We start from the raw sequence: 24468 nt of genomic DNA, 5'->3' as shown, positions 1-24468 counted from the left end.
GAAAATTAATTTTGTTTATTAATTTGTTGAACTGACCCATCAGTTATCACTTTTCCTTCAGGTAAAGGTGATTTTTTTAACTGTTGTTGGCTTGCGAATTCAGCTTGTACCTTTGCATGTTCCTGTGCATATCCCACCATTGCATTATTTTGCGAAGTTTGCTCAGTTTCACAACCCGATATTATTAGTCCTCCTCCTGTAACAAATATTAAAAAAAATATTTTCAACACAGTGTTTTTCATAGACATTTTTATAAAATCCTCTTTTGCTTTTTTAACAAAGATATTCCTACATAGAAAGAACAGTCTTTCCACAAAAGATAACATTCTTGATCAATAAAGCAACATATGCCTCATATTTATTTTAATTATCAATTCCATAAAAGAGATTTAATTTAATAGAAATTAAATATATAATATTAATTTAAGTCACTTATTTTAATTAAATTATTTTTTAATAATAAAGATATTTTTAATATTTTCTTATTAATTATCGAATCATTTAGTAAAAAATATTTTTAATTTACATAAATTACAATAGGACTTAATAAAGCCCTATTTCGATAAAACAATATACTTAATCCTTCACTTCAGCCAACAATGTTTCAGCTGCAAGTTTTCCTAAATTATTAGAAGCAAGCGGACTATCACCAGTTAGCAATTTACGGTCTCTATGACATTGACCTGTAATGCCCTTATTTAAAATTTCTACACCGAGTTTTTCAAGGTTTTCACCAACTAGCCAAGGTAAAGCTCCAGGCATATAACCAATATCAATATTTGCTCCCTTATCTAATGAATCAGGAAATACACAAATTTGATAGCCTTTAAAAATATAGTTTTCTGGCTGTTCATCTACTGCCGCAGCAAGTAATGAAGCTGGACCATGGCATAATGTAATAATAAATTTATCTTGTTCAACCGCCCATTTAAGAACTTTCTTTACCTCAAGACTATGTGGAATTTTAGCTAATACGCCATGCCCACCCGGAATAAATACAGCCGCATATGGTGAGTTTTCCGCCACTGCATTTTCTAAAATATCAGTTAACTTTAATGGATTTTTTAATTTGTCTGCATATTTCTGAAAGGTATCTAATACAACTTGTTCTTGCTTTGGCATTGCCCACATTTCAAGTTTAGCAGGGTTCCCAGAAAGTGTCGCAACATCAATTTCAAAGCCTGCATTATCTAAATGAAACATTGGTAAAAGCATTTCTACAGGATGGTTGCCTGTTGAAAAGAACTTACCATTTTGCATCTGGATATAACGCTCATCGGTTGCAATCATTAAAACTTTTTTATTGCCCGTATACGGCGTTGAATAAGTCGTGCCATCGTAATCGGTTTTAGGAGCAGTATATTGACTCAGAGAATAAGGTGATGGGAAAAAGGCATTATCTTCAGCCAAATCTGGAGTAGGATTTTTATCATCAATATTTGCGGTATTCATTGTTACTATCCTTTTTCATCAGTATGGAAAGAAATAATAAAGTTGGAACCAATTGTTATTTCTTACTCAATTTATAGGTGAAGTCATGCAACTGGTGCAAACTGCCAATAGAATTTGGCAATTTTTATAGAGAAATAGGCATAATTTAGAATTATAAAATTCAGTTTAGGCGAACCTGTCGTTCGCCCAAACTTTAATGATTACAGCGTTACGCATTCATTTCTAAAACGATCTTTCCAATATGATCACCTTGCTCCATACATGCGTGAGCACTTTGTACATCTGAAAAAGCATACGTTTTATAGATTTGCGGTAAACATTTATCTTGTGCCAATAATGGCCATACATGCTCATGCAAAGATTGGGCAATCTCTGCTTTTTCTTGGCTATTACGTGCTCGCATCGTTGAACCCGTAATTGTGGCACGTTTTAAAATCAGTTTTTGTAAGTCAAATTCTTTTGCGATTCGACCACCCATAAAACCAATAATGACAAGTCGGCCATCACGTTTTAATAGATTTAAATTTTTCGTGAAATAAGAACCACCCACAATGTCCAAAATGACATCAACACCTTGATCTTGTGTATGTTTCAAAACTTCTTGCTCAAAATCTTGGGTTTTATAGTTAATTGCTGTCGTGAAACTAGAGAGTGCTTCAACTTTATCTTCACTACCAACGGTAGCAAAAGTTCTAATTCCTAAAGCGTGGCAAATCGCTAAAGCTGTGGTTCCAATACCACTTGCACCGCCATGAATTAGTGCGGTTTCATCTTTCTTTAAACGGCCGATATCAAACAGGTTTGCCCAAACCGTAAAGAATGTTTCCGGAATCGCAGCAGCTTGTGTAAAAGATAGATTTTCAGGAATTGGTAATACTTGAGTTGCAGTTACCGCGCAGTATTCCGCATAACCGCCGCCATTTGTTAGCGCACAAACTTTATCACCAACCTTGAATTGATCTACTTGGTCACCTACAGCAACCACAACACCAGCGACTTCAAGTCCGGGTATTTGAGTAACACCTTTAGGCATTGGATATAATCCCATACGTTGCAAAACGTCAGGACGGTTAATTCCAGCAGCCTTTACCTCAATTAAGACTTCATCTGCTTGAGGTACTGGGAGACTAGCATCTTGAACTTTTAGAACCTCAGGTCCACCAGGAGCCGTAATTTCAATAATTTTCATGGTTGTTGGAAGGGTCATATAATGCTCCATGTTTGATTTATATTTCAAAATACTAATCTACGTTAAATAATTGAGGACTTGGGAGGAACGCCAAACAGTCGCTTAAATTCTCGGCTAAATTGTGAAGCACTGACATAACCGACCTCATAGGCGGCTTCTGCTACACCCATTTTATTGCTCATGATCAATTCACGAGCCTTATGTAACCGAGTAATTTTGATGTACTGTAAGGGCGAATAATTCGTCACCTTTTTAAAAGTCTGATGAAAAAGCGAGATGCTCATGCCTGCTTGTTTCGCCAACTCTTGAACCGTTAAGTTATGATAATAATCACGCTGAATAATTTCACAAATGGTATAAATCACGCCATTTCGACTTGCTATAGCCGATAAACTCTCGACTAGATTGCCACCTGAAGCTTGCACCACACGATAAACCAATTCTCTTTTGACTTGCTCACCCAATATAAAAGTATCTTGTTTAGAGCGAAGTAAATTGAGCAATCTGAGAGCAACCTCTGAAATGGTGACATTCATGTCAATCACTCTAAGCCCGCAGCTTAATTTTAAATCTTCTGAATGAGCATCTTCAGTAACCACTTGTTGTTGTTTATCCATTTTAGTAATGAGATCAGTCATCATTTGTGGTTCAAATTTTATTGCAATCGCCAACATGGGTTCATTATTTTCAACAACAGTATCGCAATCAAAAGGTATTGCAATTGAGATGAATAAGCACTGCCCTTGTTGAAATTGAAAGATTTCTTTACCAATATATCCTCGCTTCAACCCCTGTATAACTAAAACAATTGAGGGTTCTTGCAGCACGGCAACAGGAGGTGTGGAATGATCTACACGCATCAAAGTAATGTTAGAGATAAAAGTAGGATAGAGTCCTTCTGCTGGAGCCAAGTGCAAAAATGCATCGACCAAATGTTCTGTAAGATGATTTTTCGGCATAATTTTATTGTGAGAAGTAATCTAATAATCAATATAACAATGAACCTAAAATGAAAACATCTGTCTTACGTTTACTTTGTATAAATAGGCAATTCAAATCAATTTTTAGGCATAAAAAAACCTAGAACATTCTAGGTTTTTCACTTCATCAGATTATTTAAGCCGATAAATTAAAGAACATTGCGGCAATCAAAATGATTACACCGAGTGCAATTCGATACCAAGCAAATACACGTAATGTATGGCGCTCTACAAACAGTACCAATGCTTTTACAACAAACAGCGCAGCAATAAAAGCAGCAACGAAACCTACCCCAATATTAATCATATTGTCTGAGGTGAGTACGTCAGCATTTTTAATCAAGTCAAAAGTTGCAGCACCCAACATGGTTGGCATCGCAAGGAAGAAAGAGAATTCTGTGGCAGCTTTACGTGATAAGCCCGCAAACATTCCACCCACAATTGTTGCGCCTGAACGTGAAGTACCCGGAATCATAGCTACACACTGAGCAAGACCTACTAAAAGCGCTTGTTTAAAAGTAATTTTAGTTGCATCCATTGTCTTATGCTCAAATTGTCTAGATTCAACCCAGAAAATGATAAGAGCACCGACAATCAAAGCAATCGCAACGACGATTGGGCTGAATAAAACACTCTTAATGAAGTCGACAGCTAAAACCCCAATAATAACTGCGGGGAAGAATGCAATAAGCACACTAATCGCAAAATGACGTGATTCTACATCGCCACTAAAGAATCCCTTAATCAAGTTAATAATTTTTTGACGGTATAACCAGCACACTGCCAAAATAGCACCTAACTGGATTACGACCTCAAATACACGACCGCCGTCTGAATGGAAATCGATAATATGACCAAATAAAATTAAATGGCCTGTACTCGAGATTGGTAAAAATTCAGTTAAGCCTTCGACAAAGCCTAAAAACAGTGCTTTTATAACTTCAAAATTTTCCATCACTTGCTCAAAAAGTTAATCACCAGAAAAGTCTAAAAATTTGTTTTATATCATGTACAAACCATAATTTTGGCTTAGTTCATGCCCAATATCAGATCATTTCTAGCATTTGTGGTTATTGCCCTTAGCAAAAGGCGGTTTATTTAAAGGGGAATAATGTATCACATCATCATGACAATCTTAGGTTAACTATCGTAAAAAGATGAACTTGGTTAAGAACTACAAAATTTCTAATTCTATAGCTAAAGATTTTTACGCCTATTGACCCTAAGAAATGATCTTAAAAAGACATTACAAAAACATGATATTATTTTTCTTACATGCAACTCATATCAAAAATTCTATCTGAATGAAAAATACCAAAATTAATGCACGTCATCTTATTATCGATTTATTTCTTTCCTCTGCTTACCCTCAACTTACCATTAAACAAATATTGATTGCCGCTAAACTTTTTAATATGAGTGACAACGGTATTCGTGTGGCTACGACTCGGCTATTAAATGAAGGCATGATAGAAAGCGTCGAGCGCGGTATTTATCAACTTTCGCCATCCACCAAAGACTGGGCAAAAGTCATTTTGAATCGTAAAAATGGCATTAAACAGACCAAAGAATGGCAACAGAATTATCTGGCAGTATTTACGGGGACATTGGGTCGTATTGATCGGACCGCTTTAAAAAAGAGAGAACATGCTTTAAGTCAATTTGGTTTTAGAGAGCTTGAAACTGGAATTTATATACGCCCAGATAATTTAGCGTATAGCTTTGAAAAAACATGTGAAGAACTCGTTTTAGCGGGTCTTGAAAATGAAGCCAAAATTTCTATTATTCAAAAATTTGACTCAAAAACAGTTTCGTTAATTCCTTCTTTATGGGATACGAAGCAGCTTGAAGAAAATTATGAGATGTATAGTCAAGATATCCAAGAATGGCTTTTGAATTATAAAAATTTACCCTTAAATGAGGCTGCTACTCAAGCTTTGTTATTAGGACGTGAAACAATTACCCTACTCATGAATGATCCTCTGTTACCCCCTCCATTTGTTGATGAAGATGCCCGCAATCAGTTTGCTCAAAATGTACAGCAGCTCGATTCGATTGGACAAAAGCTATGGCAAAAACTTTATGAAAATGAATTAGCCCATTAAAAGGCGATTTATTTTTTTACAAACAAATATTTCACTTTTTAAAATTTTATGATTATATTTGTAATATAAAAGATGAATGCCAAAATCTGATTTGGGAGAATAAAAATGAATGCACAAGTCAGTGTGACCGATCTCTTTAGCAGAGAAGAAATACATGAACTCACACAACCCTCAGATGCATATGGTGCTTGGGCTGTTGCAAGTACGTGGGCTGTTATTGGCGGAACATTTGCCAGTTTAATCATGATGTGGGATTACTTACCGAGCTGGGGTAAATTACTTGCTTGTATGCTTGCCTTAGCAATATTAGCTGGTCGCCAGTTATGCCTAGCGATTTTGATGCATGATGCATCGCATAAAAGCTTGTTCAAAAATAAAAAAATAAATGACTTTGTAGGTGAATGGCTATGCGCCCGTCCCATCTGGAATGATCTACAAAAATATCGCGTACACCATGTTCGTCATCATGCAAAAACGTCTACTCCAGATGACCCAGACCTTTCTTTAGTTTCTGGTTTTCCTGTAAGCAAGAAATCGCTTACTCGTAAATTCTTACGCGACTTAACAGGTATGACGGGATTAAAGTTTAGCTTTGGTCGAGTGTTAATGGATCTCGATTTAATGAAATGGACTGTTGCCAATGATCAAGTCTGGCTAGACCGAAGTAATAAAGACTTCGTTGACTATGCTAAAAGTCTTATAAAAAACAGTAGTGGAGCCATTGCAACCAATGTAGCACTCTATGGGGTTTTAAAAGCTTTTGGTCAACAACGGTTTTATTGGTTATGGCCTCTAGCTTATTTAACACCCTTCCCATTATTTTTAAGAATTCGCTCAATGGCCGAACACGCAGGGATGCAAACGAGCAATACCGCTTTAACTAATACCCGTACAACACGTGCAGGTTGGATTGCTAGAAGCTTTGTAGCCCCTATTCATGTCAATTACCACATGGAGCACCATTTAATGGCTTCGGTGCCCTACTTCAAATTGCCGCGCATGCATCGACTATTAAGAGACCGCGGTCATGTTCCGGCACCACCTAGCTATTTTGAAGTAATTGAATCACTATCATCTAAGCCAGAACAATCTACTTAATTAATTCATATGATAAATAAAAGGCCATAAATTTATGGCCTTTTAACTTAAAACATCCATCTTATGTTTGGTTTGGAAATATTTAGGCGTAACACCCATCCAGCGCTTAAATGCACGGGTAAAGTGAGAAGTCTCGGCATAACCCAGCATTAAAGCCACTTTTTCAATCGACATGTTATTTTGAGCTAAAAGTTTCTGAGCATGCTCTTTTTTCAGTGAGTCCACCAAAAAGGTAAAACTAGTGTGATCAAGAGCTAAATAGCGTTGCAGGGTTCGCTCTGACATATTCATGATTTGAGCAACTTGCCCAACTTTCAATGCCTTAATCTCCCCATTCAAAAGCAATTTTTCAGCAACTTCTTTGACTTGCCCTTTCCAGCCACTTTTTAACTTTAATTTCTCTATATCCCGCTTACATTGTGCATTTAACAACGGCGCTAGCATTGGGTCCGCCGTTAATACAGGTTGTGCTAAATACTCTTTTGGAAATATCCAGCGATTACACTTTTGATTAAATAAACAAGTGACCGCCAGTTGATGACTTATTTGGGAAAAACCTATCGGTTCTGGTATTTGTAATTCAACTTTTCCTAAATGAGAAAGTCCTGTTAATTTTTTTGCAATTTGAACAAAACCAACTAACAAAAAAATGTTGGCATTTGGACTCAACTGAAATGCATTGACGGGCTGATGAATTGACCAATATACATCATTATTTTCTTGTTTTAATTCTGGTTTAAAAACCTTACAACGTGAGCCAATGAACTGTTCAAGTATTTTCAGCGCTTCTCCTAAATTTGGAGAGACTATAGCAGCCATTCCGACTGAACCATAACAAGAGGCCGTCATGTTTAAAGCTAAATACCCAGCTAATGCTGGCTCTTTGCATAACTCAATCGCCCGTTCAATAAGCTCATTTAAGATGTTGAACTCAACATACCAATAAGGCTTTTTTAATTGGTCTAAAGCTATTCCACTTCCATCTAAAAGTTGCTCACCAGAGACACCCCATCGCTTAACAGTCTCGACTAATAAGTTAATATAAGTTCCGGGTAATTCTGGATTCATAAGCAACCCAATGAGCAAAATAAAATGGCGTGAAATGGTAAAAACTGTCAGTTCATGAACTATGCCATGCTTTTAAATTGATGCATAGTTATTCAAAACAAAATCTGCTGAATTGCACGAGACAGCACAATTTCTGAAAAAGAATACAGGTCGCCTTATGAACATTCTGATTGTCCATGCTCATCCAGAACCACAGTCTTTTACCACTGCTCTAAAAAGTACAGCCAAGCAAACCTTAGAAAAATTGGGGCACACAGTAGAGGTTTCAGATTTATATGCAATGCAATTTAACCCTGTTGCGTCCAAAGAGGATTTTTTGGAGCTTAACCAACCTGATTATTTTAACTACGCATTAGAGCAAAGAAATGCCAGCAAAAATCAACTTCTAGCTCCTGATATTCAAGCAGAAATTGAAAAAGTAAAAAAAGCTGATTTAGTTATTTTAAATTTCCCCCTTTATTGGACATCTGTTCCAGCAATTTTAAAGGGCTGGATTGATCGTGTTTTCGTCTCTGGACTTTTTTATGGGGGTAAGCGGTTTTATAACCATGGGGGAATGTCTGGAAAAAAAGCGATGTTATGCTTAACACTCGGTGGTAGAACACACATGTTTGGAGAGAACTCAATTCACGGCCCAATTGAAAATTATTTATCACCGATTCAACGTGGTACTTTGGCATATGCCGGTTTTGAAGTTTTACCACCATTCATTGCTTATCACGTACCTTATATTAGCCAAGAAGTACGAGAAACCCTTCTCGAAGACTATGAGATTTATCTCTCTCACTTGGACCAGATTGAACCACTAAAATTTCCTAAGCTTGAGCAATTTGATGAAAAATTATATCCACTCTAATGCTGTGTTTAAGCTCTAAAAATTAAATAGCCGAATTTAGCTTATTATTTTCGGTTATTTTCTTGCTCATAACTTTCAAAAAGAAATCCAAATACGTTCAAAAAATAGATCAAACGGTAAAAAAATTAAGCTAAACTTTTTTATAAAATTAAGAATATAAAAGTTAATCAATAATATACAGATGTAGAGAAACTAGACTTATCAACTAAAAATGACAACTATTACTCATTTCATAATCGATTAATTCATATTTTTACAAAAAAATCTTTGACCATTTTTCTTGGATTTGTGACAAAAATGTCACTAAAACAAACTTCTTTACTAATAGATTAAAAATATAAATATCAATCAATTAAAATAAATTACCAACGAAAATATTCCTTCATATTTCATTCATTATTGGCAATATTTGTATAAAAAGTGAGTACTCCTCAGTTCATATAACAGATTTACTCTTATTGTAATTATGCTATTTTTGTTACATGGAGTTATCAAAGCTTTTATAAGTTGTAATTAGAAGCTTTGAAGGCAACACAGTTTAAACGGTTTAACTCTGTTACTTTTAAAAAAATGTCTTGAAGTTCAAGGAAAGATTAAAATGAAATTAAAACATCTGAGCACTGCAATGATTTTAGCAACGCTGCCTGCAACTGGGGTTTTTGCAGCAGCATTGGATCGCTCTGGACAATCAATGTCTGCATTTTTGCAGCCTGGTAACTACTTTGAAGCTGGTATTTCTGTTTTAGACCCAGATGTAGCGGGTAAAGAAGCGGGTACAAGTGCGACTCGCCGTGATATTGGTGATATGGCTAATGATTATTACTTTCCAAGTGCGGCGTTAAAACTACAACTCAACGATAAATTCTCTTTCGGTCTACTCTATGACCAACCATTTGGTTCAGATTCAGAATATTCAGGCAACAACGTATTCGTTTCTCAACCTGGTACTGATACTGTTTTATCAGCAGCAGCTGTTGATGGAATCGTGACTAAAAAAGCAACAGAAGCGTTAGAGGCAAAGGGTATACCTGTTAACGACCAAACTTTGACTTTAGCAAAAGGACAAGTTTTAGCAAGTAAAGAGTTTCAAACGTTAGCTGGTGCTCTTGCTGCGGCAAACAACTATTTAGGGACTGGCGGAACCAAAGTTAAAGTTGATACACAAAACTTATCTTTTGTTTTTGGTTTCCAACCGACTCAAAACTTTAATTTCTACGCAGGTCCTGTATTACAAACTGTTAAAGGTAATGTAAGTTTACGAGGTCAAGCTTATAGCCTTTATAATGGTTATGATGCAAATATTAAAGAAACTACAGGTGCTGGTTGGCTAGCAGGTGCAGCCTATCAAATTCCTGAAATTGCACTTAAAGCATCTGTAACTTATCGATCTGAAATTGATCACAAAGTGAATATTAATGAAAGTTTATCTTTATTAAATTTCCCTGGTCTTACTTCAGTACTTGCTGGTTTAGATGTTCCTGCATCTAAACTTCAGGCTATTAACACAGAAGGCAAAACTACAATTACTACCCCTCAATCTGTAAACCTTGATTTCCAAACAGGTATCATGGCAAATACAGTCGCATTCGCCAATGTACGTTGGGTAAACTGGAAAGATTTCTCTATCCAACCATATAAATTTGGTAAAGTTTCAGAAGCTGTAGGCAATCTTGTTGGACGTCCAAATGGCTTTAACCTAGTTGAATATGCTGATGACCAATGGTCTGTTAATGCTGGTGTAGGCCGTAAACTTAACGATAAATGGGCGGGTAACGTTTCTGTAGGTTGGGACTCTGGCGCAGGTAACCCTGTAACTACTTTAGGTCCAACTGAAGGTTATTGGAACGTAGGCCTAGGTGTTCAATATAGTCCTACCCCTCAAACGTTTATTGCTGGCGGCGTAAAATATTTCTGGTTAGGTGATGCTAAAGCTCAAACTGGCGCACAAGCTGGTAGTGATCAATATGTTGCAGACTTTTCTGACAACAACGCAATCGCTTATGGTTTAAAACTTGGCTATAAATTCTAAGTTTCAAAACTATTCCGATAAAAAAGGCGCTCTAAGCGCCTTTTTTATTATTTATCTCTTATGCTGGAATGCTACGCTTTGAAACTGAACGGATTGCTTCTTTTAATGCATCATAGCCGTGGATTGCAGGGAATTGTGGGAACTCGGCAATTACATTTGCAGGTGCATCAAATAAGAAACCATGATCAGCTTCACCCAACATGGTTGTATCGTTATACGAATCGCCAGCTGCGATTACGCGGAAATTTAAGCCATGTAGTGCTTTAACAGACTCACGTTTTTGATCTGGTTGACGTAATTTATAAGCTGTAATCATTCCCTCTTCATCTGTCTCTAATTTATGACAGAAAATTGTTGGCCATCCTAATTGCTTCATTAATGGATGTGCAAACTCATAAAACGTATCTGACAAGATCACAAGTTGGAAATGTGTGCTCACCCATTCAACAAATTCTTTTGCACCAGGTAATGGCCCCATCTCGGCAATGACTTCTTGAATGTCATTTAAGCCTAAACCGTGTTGTTTTAAGATATTAAGGCGCTGAGTCATTAAAACATCATAATCCGGAATATCACGAGTTGTTGCTTCGAGTTCTTTGATCCCTGTTTTTTTAGCGAAATTGATCCAGATTTCAGGAACTAAAACCCCTTCAAGATCTAGGCATACGATTTCCATGAATGCTTCCAACGTTGGTTAAAAATTGCTGTATCATACCACTAAGATTTTCAGTTTTGCGTTGTTATTGATCAAATCAATTTTATTCATAAGGATCGAAATTAAAGTGCTAAGCACTTTATTCACTATCCATTAGAATATTTTTCATAACTCAATGAGCCCAAGCCTTTTGCCAGGAACACACATGACCGTTATTCCGACTATTGATATCGTAGATGCTCTTGCAGCCGAATATGCGACCAAAAGCCCGCGAGAAATTTTAGAGCTTGCCTTAAGCCAGCAAGGTGAAATCGCAATTTCTTTTTCGGGAGCAGAAGATGTTGTCTTAATTGATATTGCTTCACGTTTGGGTAAGCCCTTCCGTGTCTTTAGTCTCGACACTGGTCGTCTCCATGCCGAAACTTATCAGTTTATTGAAACTGTCCGTAAACACTACAATATCAATATCGAAATTTGTTTCCCTGAATCTGAAGCTGTTCAAAACATGGTAAACGAAAAAGGTTTATTCAGCTTTTTTACAGATGGGCACCAAGAATGTTGTGGTATCCGAAAAGTTCAGCCTTTGCGTAAAAAACTTGCGACTTTAGATGGCTGGATTACGGGCCAACGTAAAGATCAAAGCCCTGGTACACGTACAGAAATTCCAGTAGTACAAGCTGATGCAGGTTTCTCTGGTCCAGGTAAGCAACTCATTAAATATAATCCTTTAGCAAACTGGACAAGTGCTGAAGTATGGAGCTACATCCGTATGATGGAGATTCCATATAACCCTCTTCACGAACGTGGTTTTGTTTCTATTGGCTGTGAACCATGTACACGTGCTGTATTACCGAACCAACATGAGCGTGAAGGACGCTGGTGGTGGGAAGAAGCGACTCAAAAAGAGTGTGGATTACACGCAGGTAATATGAAAAAGTAATTTGTTATCAAAAAACCACTGCTAAATCAGTGGTTTTTTTTATGTCATGTTCCGTACACAAAGTCATATTTTATCTACTCTAAACGCTATATACTTAATTTTACGGTTCTATAATTCTAATAAGAGCTCAGATAAGGGCTTCTTAGAAAAATGCATGAGGCACAATGATTTATGCGTCCATTACACCCAATTGATTTCATTTTTCTGTCACTTGAAAAAAGACAGCAACCCATGCATGTCGGTGGATTATTTTTATTTGAAATTCCTGAAAATGCACCTGAAACATTTGTACATGATTTAGTTGAAGATATTAAACGCTCAAAAAGCATTCCTATTCCTCCGTTCAATAACCGTTTAAATGGCTTATTTTGGGATGAAGATGAAGAGTTCGATATCGATCATCACTTTCGCCACATTGCTCTGCCTCATCCTGGCCGTATTCGTGAACTTCTGGTTTATATTTCACAGCAACATAGTTCGTTAATTGATCGTGCTAAGCCTCTTTGGACTTGTGACATTATTGAAGGAATCGAAGGCAATCGCTTTGCCATGTATTTTAAAATCCATCATGCAATGGTCGACGGCGTTGCGGGTATGCGTTTGATTGAGAAATCACTTTCAAAGACACCAGAAGAAAAACACGTTGTTCCTTTATGGTGTGTTGAGAGCAAAAGAACTAAACGACTAAAAGTACCAACGCCAAGCACAAGTAAAATTAAGAGTATTTTAGGCGGTATTAAGTCTCAACTCGATATCGCTCCTAAAGTCATGCAAGAGCTATCTCAGACAATTTTTAAAGAAATGGGCAAAAATCCTGATTATGTTTCTACTTTTCAGGCGCCAGTGTCGATTTTGAACCAAAGAGTGAGTGCTTCACGTCGTTTTGCAGCCCAATCATTTGAACTGAGTCGTCTTAGAAAGATTTCAAAAGTGTTAGGCGTAACAATTAATGATGTTGTACTCGCAGTATGTTCTGGTGCTTTACGCGAATATTTGATTAGTCAAAATAGCTTACCTAAAAAACCACTTATTGCCATGGTTCCAGCTTCGTTACGCACCGATGACTCTGATATGAGTAACCGGATTACCATGATTTTGGCAAATTTAGGAACTCATAAAGACCAACCATTAGAACGTTTAGAAATCATTCGTCGCAGCATGCAAAATTCAAAGCAACGCTTTAGCCGCATGACTGCGAATGAAATTTTAAACTATAGTGCGGTTGTTTATGGTCCGGCAGGATTAAACATCATGTCAGGAATGCTTCCTAAGCGTCAGGCGTTCAATTTAGTCATTTCCAATGTACCAGGACCACGTGAGCCGCTTTATTGGAATGGCGCGAAATTAGACGCTCTCTACCCTGCTTCAATTGTCATGGATGGACAAGCACTAAACATTACTATGACGAGTTATTTAGATAAGCTTGAAGTTGGATTAACAGCTTGTCGAAATGCCTTGCCAAAAATGCAAAACCTTTTGACTCACTTAGAAGATGAGATTCAACGGTTTGAAGAAATTATTGTAGAGAAGCAGCTGAAACATCATTCAGCAAGTTAGAAAACTAAGGGGCTTAAATTGGCCCCTTATTTTTTGATTGTGCGGCACTGGTTAAGTAACTGATGACATACTGAACGAATCATTGCAGTTGTGATCGGTACTTCTTTACCTTGGTCATTCAACATATAGCAGCTATTTACTGGCGTGCTTTCTAAAACATGTTTAAGACCGTTGCTAATTAAGTTTTCACTTACATTCATGGGTTATACCTCTTATTGTTTGCTAAGACGTTAAATAGGGAGAACGTCTACGGCTACTGTATGTAAGTAGTATTTAAAATTCATGAATGAAAGTAAAATTTCAGTTGTAACAAGGATTAAGCGATATCTTGTTACAACTTTAACTTAAAATGATATCGTATTGCTCTTGCGTATATAAATTTTCGACTTGAAATTTAATGACACGGTTGATGAAATGCTCTAAATCTGCCACTGCTGGCGCTTCTGCTGTTAATAATCGGTCAATCACAGAAGGATGAGCAACAACAGTAAAGCCACTCGTTGACTCAAATGCACGGGTATATCGTAATATCTCACGAAATATTTCGTAACACACTGTCTCTGCTGTTTTGACAAAACCACGTCCTTGACAGGTTGGACATGACTCACACAGCAAATGTTCTAACGATTCACGTGTGCGTTTACGCGTCATTTCAACCAACCCAAGTTCTGACACTTGAGTAATTTTGGTCTTAGCGTGATCACGCTCAAGCATTTTTTCAAACTGACGCATCACCTCTTCACGGTGAATTGCCTCTTGCATGTCAATAAAATCAATAATGAGAATACCACCCAAATTACGCAGTCTAAGTTGACGCGCAATCACTTGAGTCGCTTCCATATTGGTTTTAAAAACGGTGTCTTCAAGACTACGACCACCGACATATGAACCCGTATTAACGTCAATCGTTGTCATGGCTTCAGTCTGATCGATCATCAGATAGCCGCCTGACTTCAAAGCTACGCGGGTTTGTAAGGCTTTTTGAATATCTTCTTCTACATTATAAAGATCAAATAGTGGTCGCTCGCCCGGATAATGAATGAGTCGACTCTGCATATTCGGGACAAATTCTTCAACAAACTCAAGAAGCTTGGCGTGAATCTCTCTCGAATCGACATAAATCTTTGCAGTTTCGTCGCTAGCCAAATCTCGAATAATACGTTGAGGTAATGGAAGCTCTTCAAAAATTAAGGAAGGGACAGCAACATCAATTTGTTTTCTTTGAATGTATTCCCATAATTTACTCAGATAGCACATATCCTGTGCAATTTCTGCCTCATCGACACCTTCAGCAGCTGTACGTACAATCACGCTACCCGGCAAATTATGTTCAGATTGAATACCTTCGATAATATTACGTAGTCGCTCTCGCTCTTCTTCAGACTCAATACGCTGAGATACACCAATATGATTTCCATATGGCATGAGAACCAGATAACGAGAAGGGATTGAAAGGTCAGTACTCAGACGCGCACCTTTTGTACCCAACATATCTTTCATTACTTGGACAGTAAGCGTTTGCCCGGGATGTAAGAGTTCAAAAACATTTGGGGTAGGCTGTGAACGAGGCCAAACCATATCATTGATATGTAAAAAGGCTGTTCGAGACAAACCAATATCAACGAAGGCAGCTTGCATGCCCGGAAGCACCCGCACGACTTTACCTTTGTAAATATTGCCGACTAGACCACGTTTGACTGTACGTTCAACATACAGCTCATTAACAGTTCCATTTTCGATTAATGCCACCCGACACTCCATAGGCGTGACATTAATAAGTAATTCTTCTGACATACATAAACTCAAAGCATTATAAAATTTTTATTAAAGAGTCAGAGAAGCTGTTAACTTTGCCTAGTGTTCATCGACAATGCTATTCAATTAAGAATGATAACAACCTCTTATGTCTTTACTCTTTTTAATAACTGTGCAAATTCGTATAAAGGAAGTCCTACCACATTACTATAACTTCCTTGAATTTGGGGAATATATTGAGAAGCAATCCCTTGAATTGCATATCCACCGGCCTTCCCCACAGGCTCACCTGTAGCCCAATAATCTTCCATATCTTGCGTAGTCAGGGGTTGAAACTCAACTTGAGTTTGCACCACCTGACTTAACATTTTTTGTTGCGTAGCTATACATAATCCAGAAAACACATCATGCCAACGTCCAGATAACTGTTTCCAGATTTCAAAGGCATGATTTTTCGATTCAGGCTTACCAATAATTTGGCCATCAAGCCCAAGACTTGTATCGGCAGCAATAACGATTGCGTCTGGAAAAAGCTTCAATACAGTTTGTGCTTTTTCTCTAGCTAACCGTTCAACATAATGGTGAACCAGCTCATTTTCATGAATAGACTCATCAATATCCGGACTATAGATTTCAAAATCCAAACCCAGTTGCTGCAATAGCTCCTTTCGACGAGGAGAGCTAGATGCTAAAACTATATGCGCCATTTTGCCAAACAATAATAGACGATTGGCCAAGTGATGATACTTGTCATCAATGGTTGCCAATGTCTAGCAATCGAAAAATGAATTCCACCCATGGTCTGCGTTACCCACATAAACGCTAAATGAGCAATAATGACCAGAGTTGCAATTGTCCATAAATTACCAAAGGTTAAAATACGGCGCTCGCGAATTAAAAAACGGGTAAGAAAAGTCACAATTACAAAACTTAAAGCATTGAGGCCTAAAGGCGCATCAAGCAAAAGGTCTGTAAAAATTCCCATTCCAAATGCAAACCAGACCCCACACCATGTTGGCTGACATACCACCCAAAATAGCATAATCATTAACATGAATAATGGGCGCCAACCTGAAATATCGTAGGATAGCGGATAAACCATGAGTACTGAGCCAACAATTACAGAGAGGATAATTCCCCATAATGGATCATTTCGTTTTTCTCGTTTCAATTTAGCGATCGGCATATGGTTGCTCCTTCGCTAAAGAATCCGAGAAAAGTACGACTACATGATGCCCTGTTGCTAATTGTGCGGCTGGTGTAACATCAATTTCTGCAAACTCACCCGAATTATGACGTCTTATTTTGGCAACTGTACCCACTGCGTACCCTGCTGGGAAATGTTCACCCAAACCTGAGCTAAACACTTTATCACCCACTTGAATATTCGCACTCGTTGGGACATATTCCATTTTCAAGCGACCCAAATCACCAGTACCAGAAACAATCGCCCGCATTCCAGTGCGTTCAAGACGTACTGAAAGTGAATGTTCTTTATCTGATAACAACATTACACGTGAGCTATGAGGGTATACATTAATGATCTGTCCCATAATTCCTTTATCATCCAGAACCGTTTGACCGACCTTTAGATGGTCCATAGATCCACGGTTAACAATGATGATATGACGCAATGGGTCTGCATCTGTCCCAATTACTTCGGCAATCTCCATACGTCCATCAATAATCAATGGAGTATCAAGAAGACCTCGCAAACGGGTGTTTTCAGCGGACAGTTCAGAAAGCTTTTGTAAACGAACCTGAGCTTGTAAAAGCTCAGCCTGCATCGCAGTATTTTCACGACGCAGTTGTGCTTCAGATTTTGTTTGTTGATTCAGCCATTCTCTCGACAGTACTGGATAACTGGCCAATGCATAAATTGGGTTATATGCAGCGTACAAGACATCCCTTGCTGGCTGAATTACATACGGCATGCGCCAATCAAAAAACAGCACAACCAAGCATGTAATGACCGCAATAATGAACGAGCGGAAAGATGGCGGCTGTCTTGAAAAAATATTCGGTTGCACCGCCTAATCCTTAAACTTAACCAACAAAAAGCATGTCATGGTTCGGGTTGTCGAAGAATTCCAATACCTTACCACCACCACGGGTCACGCAAGTAAGAGGATCTTCAGCAACTACAACTGGTAAACCAGTTTCTTGAGCTAATAATTTATCGAGGTTACGAAGTAATGCACCACCACCTGTCAACACAATACCGCGTTCGGCAATATCAGAAGAAAGTTCTGGAGGAGTTTGCTCAAGTGCAGATTTTACTGCGCTTACAATATTTTGTAATGGATCAGAGATTGCTTGAGTAATTTCGTCAGAAGTTACAGTAATTGCGCGAGGCACGCCTTCTGCAAGGTTACGACCACGTACTTCAATTTCTAATGTTGTGCCATCAGAAACAGCCATACCTACTTCTTTTTTAATAATTTCAGCAGTGGTTTCACCAATTACACAACCGTGAGCTTTACGAACATAATTGATGATTTGCTCATCAAAAACATCGCCACCAATGCGTAAAGAGTCAGCATAGACACAACCTTGCAATGAAATAATTGCAATTTCAGTTGTACCACCACCAACATCCACAACCATAGAACCACATGCTTGTTCAACTGGCATACCTGCGCCAATTGCAGCAGCCATAGGTTCTTCAATGAGACGAACATCACGGGCACCAGCATTAAATACTGCTTCGCGAATCGCACGACGCTCGACCAAAGTTGATTTACATGGTACACATACAACTACACGAGGTGCAGGTGGGAACAAACGTTTTTCGTGAACTTTACCAATAAACTGATTCAACATGGTTTCAGTCACTTCAAAATCCGCAATTACACCGTCTTTCATTGGACGAATTGCAGAAATATTCGCAGGCGTACGGCCCAGCATTTGCTTAGCATCTAGACCTACAGCAGCAACAATTTTTTGTGAACCACTGTGACGAATTGCCACAACTGTTGGTTCATTTAATATAATGCCGCGGCCTGGTGCATAAATAAGTGTATTTGCTGTACCTAAATCAATGGCTAGATCCGGCGAAAACAAGCCAATTAGTCGTTTTAGAATCACGGTTCGTTCTCAGTTAAACTTTCATGTGGATGCAAGGTGGCAACTTTAAACTAAATGTGATGATTTGAACAAGTCAATCGCTTATTATAACGCACGATATTTTGAAAATTTTTAATACTGATTAGGTGATGTTATGTCTACATCGGATGCACAGCATTCAGCAGATTTAAATGCACAAACAGTTTCAGCAATCGCCAATCTTGCTCGATTGTCGCTCAATAATACGCAATCTGCTGAATATGCTCAAAGTCTAAATAAAATTTTAGGCATGATGGAAACCTTAAAAGGCATTGATACGGAAGGCGTAGAACCTTTAAAAAGTCCTTTTGACAATCCTCAACCTTTACGTGCTGATGTGGTAACGGAAAGCAATCATCGAGATGAATACCAAGCAGTTGCACCTGCAACTCAAGATGGTTTGTATCTTGTTCCTCGCGTGATTGAATAACTTTTACTCAATTAACCCATCTTCCCTATTTTGAATGTAAAGAAATTTTACTCATGACTGATTTACATCGCTTATCAATTCGTGAACTTGCTGAGGGCTTAAGCCAAGCGAAGTTTTCATCTCGCGAACTGACTGAACATTATTTGCAACGTATTGCTAAAATTGACCCACTGGTAAAAAGCTATGTGACGGTTACACCTGAACAGGCGCTCGCGGAAGCTGATGCTGCCGATGCTGCTTTAAAAGCAGGTAATGCAACTGCTCTAACGGGTATTCCACTTGCTCATAAAGATATCTTTTGTACCAAAGGCATTAAAACAACTGCTGGTTCAAAAATTCTAGACAACTTCATCTCTCCTTACGATGCAACTGTTGTTGAAAAAACTAAAGCTGCTGGTCTGGTCACTTTAGGTAAAGTGAACATGGACGAGTTTGCGATGGGCTCAACATCTGAAAGCTCATATGTCGGTGCAACGAGCAACCCATGGGCACTTGACCATGTTCCGGGAGGTTCATCAGGTGGTTCTGCTGCGGCCGTAGCTGCTGATTTAGCGCCTTTTGCTACAGGTACTGACACAGGTGGTTCAATTCGCCAACCTGCTTCTTTCTGTGGTTTAACAGGCTTAAAACCAACCTATGGTCGTGTATCTCGTTTCGGGATCATTGCCTACGCATCATCTTTAGACCAAGCGGGCCCAATGGCACGCTCTGCTGAAGACTGTGCTTACCTGATGAATGTAATTGCAGGTCACGATGCAAAAGACTCAACTTCGGTTAAAAAGGAAGTTGATGACTACGTTGCGAACTTAAATGGCACATCTGTAAAAGGCTTACGCATTGGTATTCCTAAACAGTACTTTAACGTTGCAGGCTTAGATGCAGACGTAAAAGCTCGTGTAGAAGAGTCTTTGAAAAAGCTTGAAGAAATGGGTGCAACGCTTGTTGAGATTGACCTCAACATGACTGAAGCCTATGTACCAACGTATTACCTGATTGCGCCAGCAGAAGCATCATCTAACTTGTCTCGTTATGACGGCGTTCGCTATGGCTACCGCTGTGAAAACCCAGCTGATTTGATGGATCTTTACAAGCGTTCACGTTCAGAAGGCTTTGGTCCAGAAGTTCAACGTCGTATCTTAATTGGTACCTATGCACTCTCTGCGGGTTATTACGATGCTTACTATGTGAAAGCACAAAAAGTACGTCGTTTAATTCAACAAGACTTCTTAAAAGCATTTGAAAGTGTAGATGTAATCGCTGCTCCTTCTGCACCAACAACTGCTTATAAAATTGGTGCAAACTTAAGCCCAACTGAAATGTATTTAGGCGATATCTATACACTTGCAGTGAACTTAGCAGGCTTACCAGCGATTAATGCTCCTGTTGGTTTTGATAAAGACAGCTTACCTGTAGGCTTACAATTAATTGGTAACTACTGGTCAGAATCACAACTGTTGTCGATTGTTCATCAATACCAACAAAATACCGATTTCCATACTCAACGTGCGGCAATTGCTGAGGAGAATGCATAATGGCTGAAGCTCAAAAGTTGAAATTGATTGACGGTTGGGAAGTCGTTATTGGTATCGAGATTCACACTCAGCTTGCAACCAATTCTAAAATTTTCTCTGGTTCATCGACTGAATTTGGTCAAGACCCAAACACGCAAGCCAGCCTTGTCGACTTGGCTATGCCAGGTGTACTCCCTGTTTTGAATGAAAAAGTGGTTGATCTTGCTATCCGCTTTGGTTTGGGTATCGATGCATACATCGACCAAGCATCTGTGTTTGCACGTAAAAACTACTTCTACCCAGACTCTCCAAAAGGCTACCAAATTAGCCAAATGGATAACCCAATTGTGGGCTTGGGTCATATCGACATTCAGCTTGAAGATGGCACAACAAAACGCATTGGCGTAACTCGTGCTCACCTTGAAGAAGATGCTGGTAAATCGATTCATGACCAATTTGAAGGCATGTCTGGCATTGACTTAAACCGTGCTGGCACACCTTTACTTGAAATCGTTTCTGAACCGGACATGCGTTCAGTTGAAGAAGCAGTGGCCTATATCAAATCAATTCACACCCTTGTACGTTGGTTAGGTATTTCCGACGGTAACATGGCTGAAGGTTCATTCCGTGCCGACTGTAATGTGTCTTTACGTCGTCCAGGTCAACCGTTTGGTACGCGCTGTGAGCTTAAAAACCTCAACTCATTCCGTTTCATTGAGCAAGCGATCAATGTTGAAATTGAACGCCAAATGGAAATTTTGGAATACGGTGGAAGCATCGATCAAGAAACTCGTTTGTTCGATCCAAATAAAATGGAAACGCGTTCAATGCGTTCGAAAGAAGAAGCGAACGATTACCGCTACTTCCCAGATCCAGACTTGTTACCAGTAATTATTGCAGATGAGCAAATCGAAGCTGCTCGCGCTGCACTTCCAGAGTTACCTGCTGCACGCCGTGCACGCTTTATCGCAGACTTTGGTGTAACTGAATACGATGCACATGTACTTACGCTTTCACGCGAAATGGCGGACTTCTATGAGGCTGTTGTGGCTGCTGCTGGCGGTGCTGCACAAGGTAAAGTATCTGCAAACTGGGTAATGGGCGAATTCTCAGGCGCATTAAACAAAGCGGGCTTAGATTTGGCTGACTCACCTGTTTCTGCTGAACAGTTAGGCGGCATGATTGCACGTATTATTGACAACACCATTAGCGGTAAGATTGCAAAACAAGTCTTTGGCTTTATGTGGGAATCGGAAGGTAAATCTGCCGATGACATTATTGCAGAAAAAGGCTTAAAGCAAGAAACTGACACTGGCGCAATTGAAGCAATCATTAAAGAAGTACTTGCAGCCAATGAAAAAATGGTTGAAGAGTACAAGTCTGGTAAAGAAAAAGCTTTTAACGGTCTTGTTGGTCAAGTCATGAAAGCTTCTAAGGGTAAAGCTAACCCTGCTCAAGTAAATGAATTAATGAAGAAGTTGATAGGTTAATTTCATTCGTCAACTCAACAAAAGCCTCGATTTATCGGGGCTTTTTTATATCCGTCTAAAGCATCCTTCGACTAAAGAATGCACTTTTTTCCTAAAAAATTACTTAGTGACTGTGCTAATTTAAATTAAGAATTTAGATCACTTATATTTTAAAAAGAGAGATAAATCATGTCTAAAAAGATTTTAATGTTGGTCGGTGACTATGCAGAAGACTATGAAACCATGGTTCCTTTTCAGTTCTTAACTGGTTTAGGTTATACCGTCCATGCTGTTTGCCCAAATAAAAAGAACGGCGACCATATTGCGACTGCTATTCATGATTTTGAAGGTGAACAAACTTATAGCGAAAAACGTGGCCACAACTTCGCCATTAACTATGATTTTGATGCCGTTAATACCGAAGACTATGTAGGTATAGTTATTCCGGGTGGTCGAGCACCAGAATATTTACGCATGAATGAACGTGTTGTCGAAATTGTGCGTGAGTTCGATAGGGTGAAAAAACCAATTGCAGCCGTATGCCATGGCGCTCAGTTACTCGCAGCGGCAGATGTATTACAAGGCCGCCTCTGCTCAGCTTATCCAGCATGTGCTGCCGAAGTAAAATTGGCAGGTGGACAATATGCGGATATTGCTGTGACTGAAGCAGTTACAGATGGACATTTGGTGACTGCACCAGCTTGGCCTGCACATCCTGTTTGGTTAGCTCAGTTTGTAAAAGTCTTAGGTGCTAAGATTACTATCTAAATAGATCTCTTCATCCCAATTAAAATAAAGCCTGCTGATTAAATAGCAGGCTTTATAACTAAAATAGAAAACTAGATTTTTTAACGTGTAATTCCCAACTTATTCCAAATCTCTGGTGTTAAAAACGTAGTCACTAATTTATTTAAATCGATATAGCGTAATGTGCCTTGCAACTGCTGTTTAACTGCCGGGTCTTTAACAATATCTTCACCAGCACTTTGACCTAACTGCTGGAAAGCCTCCCCAACTGCCTTCACACCTTCAGCTTGAATCACAGCTTTAGTTTGGGTAGAACATTGCTCCACAATCACCCGTTGTAAAACTTGAGCCAGTTTTTGATCTAACTGATCCTTTTGCTCAGGTGTTACATTGCTAAATGCTTTTAAATCGGGATGGGCAGCTAAAGCCGTAAATGTCCATTGAAGCACAGTGGTTTTGTCTGAAGCCGTTGTAGCCTTAACTAAACAGTCACTTAACTGATCAACTGTTGGACCCGCCATCGCAATTTGTGTTGTACCCAGTACAGCAACTGCCATACAAACTGAACGGCTCAAATGTGAAAACTTACGGCGGGCAATCGCATAAACTTGACGTGACATGGGTCTAGCTCCAATAAACAATCTGTTCTTTGTATCACAGAGCTAGTGGTGTTACCTGTTATGACTCTGTAAATCGTCTATTTCTTCAAATTTAACAATTACTTTGATAATTAGCCCATTCCCGCATAATTCCATGCTTCTGGAATATTGGGCTGTTCTGGTGCTTTATTTAAATCAATATTTAAATTTCTAGTGCCCTGATAAGATTTTTCACCTGAATCTGAGGCAGGTGATACGCTTAAACTATAACGATAGCGGAATTGCCACAACATAGGTTTAACTGGACGAATATCTAGACTGAGACTATCCTCATCGTGACAGTTTCCTTGAGAACTTTCATAATCTTGCTCAGAAAAACATGCCCGAATCATCCGATTAAAACTAAAAGGATAATTTTTAATAAAAGAACGCTCATTACCTGACTCTTGTAACTCATAAAAACTAGCACGCTCAATATTCGCACCGCCTCCTGAGTACATTTCAGAAAACTGATCAATTATTGCAATTGCATAACGCTGTTGAGTGAGTGGAAAAAGCTTAGGAAATATATATTGTTTATGAAAGCCATCTTCGCTTCCTGTTGTCACAATATTCCATTTGCTGACTAATTTAAAACCTGTAGATGTAGCTTTAAACTGTGCGATATCATTACGGCTCGATAATATCCATAAATTTTGGTCTGGAGTTTTTAGACTACGCCATTGCGCGCTTCGCTGGCATAAATCTTTTATTTGTTTACACAATTGACTTTGTTCTGTTGAACTCAGTTGCCCTTTCTTAAATTCCAAAATTTGTAATGGCGCAGCAAAAACGGTTATAGCCGAACAACTTAATACAGCTGCTAAAGCAACCATTTTTAAATTAATTTTATAATTCAAAATCTTATTTCCTTAGACTATTCT

At 38.6% G+C, this 24468-nt stretch carries 25 protein-coding genes; 10 read left to right on the top strand and 15 right to left on the bottom strand.

Features of this window, described 5'->3' with window-relative positions:
• Positions 1 to 5 precede the first annotated feature (5 nt).
• From F968_RS00890 to F968_RS00870, 5 genes are all read right to left on the bottom strand, one after another.
• Positions 6 to 248 (bottom strand): hypothetical protein, encoded by a 243-nt coding sequence (locus F968_RS00890; protein WP_004789331.1) that lies wholly within the window; start codon positions 246 to 248, stop codon positions 6 to 8.
• 328 nt (positions 249 to 576) lie between these two features.
• On the bottom strand, positions 577 to 1452 hold the full coding sequence (gene hchA / locus F968_RS00885) for a glyoxalase III HchA (RefSeq protein ID WP_004789330.1): 876 nt from the start codon (positions 1450 to 1452) through the stop codon (positions 577 to 579).
• A gap of 208 nt (positions 1453 to 1660) precedes the next feature.
• The gene (locus F968_RS00880) at positions 1661 to 2671 is read right to left on the bottom strand and encodes an NAD(P)H-quinone oxidoreductase (RefSeq protein ID WP_081399424.1); all 1011 of its coding nucleotides are present in this window, start codon (positions 2669 to 2671) and stop codon (positions 1661 to 1663) included.
• A gap of 32 nt (positions 2672 to 2703) precedes the next feature.
• On the bottom strand, positions 2704 to 3600 hold the full coding sequence (locus F968_RS00875) for an AraC family transcriptional regulator (RefSeq protein WP_004789328.1): 897 nt from the start codon (positions 3598 to 3600) through the stop codon (positions 2704 to 2706).
• Between the two features lie 157 nt (positions 3601 to 3757).
• Positions 3758 to 4576, bottom strand: a complete 819-nt coding sequence (locus tag F968_RS00870) for an undecaprenyl-diphosphate phosphatase (protein ID WP_004789327.1) — start codon at positions 4574 to 4576, stop codon at positions 3758 to 3760.
• A gap of 349 nt (positions 4577 to 4925) precedes the next feature.
• Between F968_RS00870 and F968_RS00865 the strand changes: the two genes are divergently transcribed.
• Both F968_RS00865 and F968_RS00860 read left to right on the top strand, forming a co-directional pair.
• Positions 4926 to 5726: a PaaX family transcriptional regulator C-terminal domain-containing protein gene (locus tag F968_RS00865; protein ID WP_004789326.1), complete on the top strand. Its 801-nt coding sequence runs from the start codon at positions 4926 to 4928 to the stop codon at positions 5724 to 5726.
• A 105-nt stretch (positions 5727 to 5831) separates the two neighbouring features.
• Positions 5832 to 6824: a fatty acid desaturase family protein gene (locus tag F968_RS00860; RefSeq protein ID WP_004789325.1), complete on the top strand. Its 993-nt coding sequence runs from the start codon at positions 5832 to 5834 to the stop codon at positions 6822 to 6824.
• 42 nt (positions 6825 to 6866) lie between these two features.
• Here the strand turns inward: F968_RS00860 and F968_RS00855 are convergent, their stop codons facing one another.
• Positions 6867 to 7892: an AraC family transcriptional regulator gene (locus F968_RS00855; protein WP_004789324.1), complete on the bottom strand. Its 1026-nt coding sequence runs from the start codon at positions 7890 to 7892 to the stop codon at positions 6867 to 6869.
• 157 nt (positions 7893 to 8049) lie between these two features.
• Here F968_RS00855 and F968_RS00850 point away from each other — a divergent pair, with 157 nt between their 5' ends.
• On the top strand, positions 8050 to 8748 hold the full coding sequence (locus F968_RS00850) for an NAD(P)H-dependent oxidoreductase (RefSeq protein ID WP_004789323.1): 699 nt from the start codon (positions 8050 to 8052) through the stop codon (positions 8746 to 8748).
• A gap of 598 nt (positions 8749 to 9346) precedes the next feature.
• On the top strand, positions 9347 to 10777 hold the full coding sequence (locus tag F968_RS00845) for an OmpP1/FadL family transporter (protein ID WP_004789322.1): 1431 nt from the start codon (positions 9347 to 9349) through the stop codon (positions 10775 to 10777).
• 58 nt (positions 10778 to 10835) lie between these two features.
• Here F968_RS00845 and thrH read toward each other — a convergent pair whose 3' ends face one another.
• Complete coding sequence (gene thrH, locus F968_RS00840) at positions 10836 to 11453, bottom strand: bifunctional phosphoserine phosphatase/homoserine phosphotransferase ThrH (RefSeq protein WP_003655338.1); 618 nt, start codon at positions 11451 to 11453, stop codon at positions 10836 to 10838.
• Between the two features lie 184 nt (positions 11454 to 11637).
• On the opposite strand from thrH, the gene F968_RS00835 reads away from it, so the two are divergent.
• A complete protein-coding gene (locus tag F968_RS00835) occupies positions 11638 to 12372 on the top strand; it encodes a phosphoadenylyl-sulfate reductase (RefSeq protein ID WP_004789321.1) in 735 nt (244 codons plus the stop codon).
• A 171-nt stretch (positions 12373 to 12543) separates the two neighbouring features.
• Positions 12544 to 13929 carry a WS/DGAT/MGAT family O-acyltransferase gene (locus F968_RS00830; protein WP_004789320.1) on the top strand — a complete coding sequence of 462 codons (1386 nt, stop codon included), beginning with the start codon at positions 12544 to 12546 and terminating at the stop codon, positions 13927 to 13929.
• 26 nt (positions 13930 to 13955) lie between these two features.
• Here the strand turns inward: F968_RS00830 and F968_RS19485 are convergent, their stop codons facing one another.
• The 6 genes from F968_RS19485 to F968_RS00805 form a co-directional block, all read right to left on the bottom strand.
• A complete protein-coding gene (locus tag F968_RS19485; protein WP_002116397.1) occupies positions 13956 to 14129 on the bottom strand; it encodes a PA1571 family protein in 174 nt (57 codons plus the stop codon).
• A 139-nt stretch (positions 14130 to 14268) separates the two neighbouring features.
• Entirely contained in the window at positions 14269 to 15723 is a 1455-nt protein-coding gene (gene rng / locus F968_RS00825) for a ribonuclease G (RefSeq protein WP_004789319.1), read from the bottom strand.
• A 107-nt stretch (positions 15724 to 15830) separates the two neighbouring features.
• Positions 15831 to 16391, bottom strand: coding sequence for a Maf-like protein (locus F968_RS00820; protein WP_004789318.1), 561 nt, complete (start codon positions 16389 to 16391; stop codon positions 15831 to 15833).
• A complete protein-coding gene (gene mreD, locus F968_RS00815; protein WP_004789317.1) occupies positions 16379 to 16870 on the bottom strand; it encodes a rod shape-determining protein MreD in 492 nt (163 codons plus the stop codon). The genes F968_RS00820 and mreD overlap by 13 nt, the downstream gene beginning before the upstream one ends.
• Positions 16857 to 17714 (bottom strand): rod shape-determining protein MreC, encoded by an 858-nt coding sequence (gene mreC / locus F968_RS00810; protein ID WP_004789316.1) that lies wholly within the window; start codon positions 17712 to 17714, stop codon positions 16857 to 16859. The genes mreD and mreC overlap by 14 nt, the downstream gene beginning before the upstream one ends.
• A gap of 16 nt (positions 17715 to 17730) precedes the next feature.
• A complete protein-coding gene (locus F968_RS00805) occupies positions 17731 to 18771 on the bottom strand; it encodes a rod shape-determining protein (RefSeq protein ID WP_004789315.1) in 1041 nt (346 codons plus the stop codon).
• 133 nt (positions 18772 to 18904) lie between these two features.
• Between F968_RS00805 and gatC the strand changes: the two genes are divergently transcribed.
• The 4 genes from gatC to F968_RS00785 all read left to right on the top strand — a co-directional run bounded on the left by gatC (position 18905) and on the right by F968_RS00785 (position 22967).
• Complete coding sequence (gene gatC / locus F968_RS00800; protein WP_004789314.1) at positions 18905 to 19219, top strand: Asp-tRNA(Asn)/Glu-tRNA(Gln) amidotransferase subunit GatC; 315 nt, start codon at positions 18905 to 18907, stop codon at positions 19217 to 19219.
• Between the two features lie 53 nt (positions 19220 to 19272).
• Positions 19273 to 20751, top strand: coding sequence for an Asp-tRNA(Asn)/Glu-tRNA(Gln) amidotransferase subunit GatA (gene gatA, locus F968_RS00795; protein ID WP_004789313.1), 1479 nt, complete (start codon positions 19273 to 19275; stop codon positions 20749 to 20751).
• Positions 20751 to 22220, top strand: coding sequence for an Asp-tRNA(Asn)/Glu-tRNA(Gln) amidotransferase subunit GatB (gene gatB / locus F968_RS00790; RefSeq protein WP_004789312.1), 1470 nt, complete (start codon positions 20751 to 20753; stop codon positions 22218 to 22220). Before gatA ends, gatB begins: the two co-directional genes overlap by 1 nt.
• Before the next feature lie 168 nt (positions 22221 to 22388).
• Positions 22389 to 22967: a DJ-1/PfpI family protein gene (locus F968_RS00785; protein ID WP_004789311.1), complete on the top strand. Its 579-nt coding sequence runs from the start codon at positions 22389 to 22391 to the stop codon at positions 22965 to 22967.
• A gap of 80 nt (positions 22968 to 23047) precedes the next feature.
• Here F968_RS00785 and F968_RS00780 read toward each other — a convergent pair whose 3' ends face one another.
• Both F968_RS00780 and F968_RS00775 read right to left on the bottom strand, forming a co-directional pair.
• Complete coding sequence (locus F968_RS00780) at positions 23048 to 23566, bottom strand: hypothetical protein (RefSeq protein ID WP_004789310.1); 519 nt, start codon at positions 23564 to 23566, stop codon at positions 23048 to 23050.
• Positions 23567 to 23676: 110 nt separating this feature from the next.
• The gene (locus F968_RS00775) at positions 23677 to 24420 is read right to left on the bottom strand and encodes a hypothetical protein (RefSeq protein WP_034596046.1); all 744 of its coding nucleotides are present in this window, start codon (positions 24418 to 24420) and stop codon (positions 23677 to 23679) included.
• Between the last annotated feature and the right edge of the window lie 48 nt (positions 24421 to 24468).

This window comes from Acinetobacter sp. NIPH 817 (assembly GCF_000368405.1).
Lineage (GTDB): Bacteria > Pseudomonadota > Gammaproteobacteria > Pseudomonadales > Moraxellaceae > Acinetobacter.
This window is presented reverse-complemented; position numbering and strand designations above follow the sequence as displayed.

Excerpts from the sequence above, each read along its gene's own strand:
- F968_RS00890 (WP_004789331.1), bottom strand. The coding sequence starts at position 248 with ATGTCTATGAAAAACACTGTGTTGAAAATATTTTTTTTAATATTTGTT.
- hchA (WP_004789330.1), bottom strand. The coding sequence starts at position 1,452 with ATGAATACCGCAAATATTGATGATAAAAATCCTACTCCAGATTTGGCT.
- F968_RS00880 (WP_081399424.1), bottom strand. The coding sequence starts at position 2,671 with ATGGAGCATTATATGACCCTTCCAACAACCATGAAAATTATTGAAATT.
- F968_RS00875 (WP_004789328.1), bottom strand. The coding sequence starts at position 3,600 with ATGCCGAAAAATCATCTTACAGAACATTTGGTCGATGCATTTTTGCAC.
- F968_RS00870 (WP_004789327.1), bottom strand. The coding sequence starts at position 4,576 with ATGGAAAATTTTGAAGTTATAAAAGCACTGTTTTTAGGCTTTGTCGAA.
- F968_RS00865 (WP_004789326.1), top strand. The coding sequence starts at position 4,926 with ATGAAAAATACCAAAATTAATGCACGTCATCTTATTATCGATTTATTT.
- F968_RS00860 (WP_004789325.1), top strand. The coding sequence starts at position 5,832 with ATGAATGCACAAGTCAGTGTGACCGATCTCTTTAGCAGAGAAGAAATA.
- F968_RS00855 (WP_004789324.1), bottom strand. The coding sequence starts at position 7,892 with ATGAATCCAGAATTACCCGGAACTTATATTAACTTATTAGTCGAGACT.
- F968_RS00850 (WP_004789323.1), top strand. The coding sequence starts at position 8,050 with ATGAACATTCTGATTGTCCATGCTCATCCAGAACCACAGTCTTTTACC.
- F968_RS00845 (WP_004789322.1), top strand. The coding sequence starts at position 9,347 with ATGAAATTAAAACATCTGAGCACTGCAATGATTTTAGCAACGCTGCCT.
- thrH (WP_003655338.1), bottom strand. The coding sequence starts at position 11,453 with ATGGAAATCGTATGCCTAGATCTTGAAGGGGTTTTAGTTCCTGAAATC.
- F968_RS00835 (WP_004789321.1), top strand. The coding sequence starts at position 11,638 with ATGACCGTTATTCCGACTATTGATATCGTAGATGCTCTTGCAGCCGAA.
- F968_RS00830 (WP_004789320.1), top strand. The coding sequence starts at position 12,544 with ATGCGTCCATTACACCCAATTGATTTCATTTTTCTGTCACTTGAAAAA.
- F968_RS19485 (WP_002116397.1), bottom strand. The coding sequence starts at position 14,129 with ATGAATGTAAGTGAAAACTTAATTAGCAACGGTCTTAAACATGTTTTA.
- rng (WP_004789319.1), bottom strand. The coding sequence starts at position 15,723 with ATGTCAGAAGAATTACTTATTAATGTCACGCCTATGGAGTGTCGGGTG.
- F968_RS00820 (WP_004789318.1), bottom strand. The coding sequence starts at position 16,391 with ATGGCGCATATAGTTTTAGCATCTAGCTCTCCTCGTCGAAAGGAGCTA.
- mreD (WP_004789317.1), bottom strand. The coding sequence starts at position 16,870 with ATGCCGATCGCTAAATTGAAACGAGAAAAACGAAATGATCCATTATGG.
- gatC (WP_004789314.1), top strand. The coding sequence starts at position 18,905 with ATGTCTACATCGGATGCACAGCATTCAGCAGATTTAAATGCACAAACA.
- gatA (WP_004789313.1), top strand. The coding sequence starts at position 19,273 with ATGACTGATTTACATCGCTTATCAATTCGTGAACTTGCTGAGGGCTTA.
- gatB (WP_004789312.1), top strand. The coding sequence starts at position 20,751 with ATGGCTGAAGCTCAAAAGTTGAAATTGATTGACGGTTGGGAAGTCGTT.
- F968_RS00785 (WP_004789311.1), top strand. The coding sequence starts at position 22,389 with ATGTCTAAAAAGATTTTAATGTTGGTCGGTGACTATGCAGAAGACTAT.
- F968_RS00780 (WP_004789310.1), bottom strand. The coding sequence starts at position 23,566 with ATGTCACGTCAAGTTTATGCGATTGCCCGCCGTAAGTTTTCACATTTG.
- F968_RS00775 (WP_034596046.1), bottom strand. The coding sequence starts at position 24,420 with ATGGTTGCTTTAGCAGCTGTATTAAGTTGTTCGGCTATAACCGTTTTT.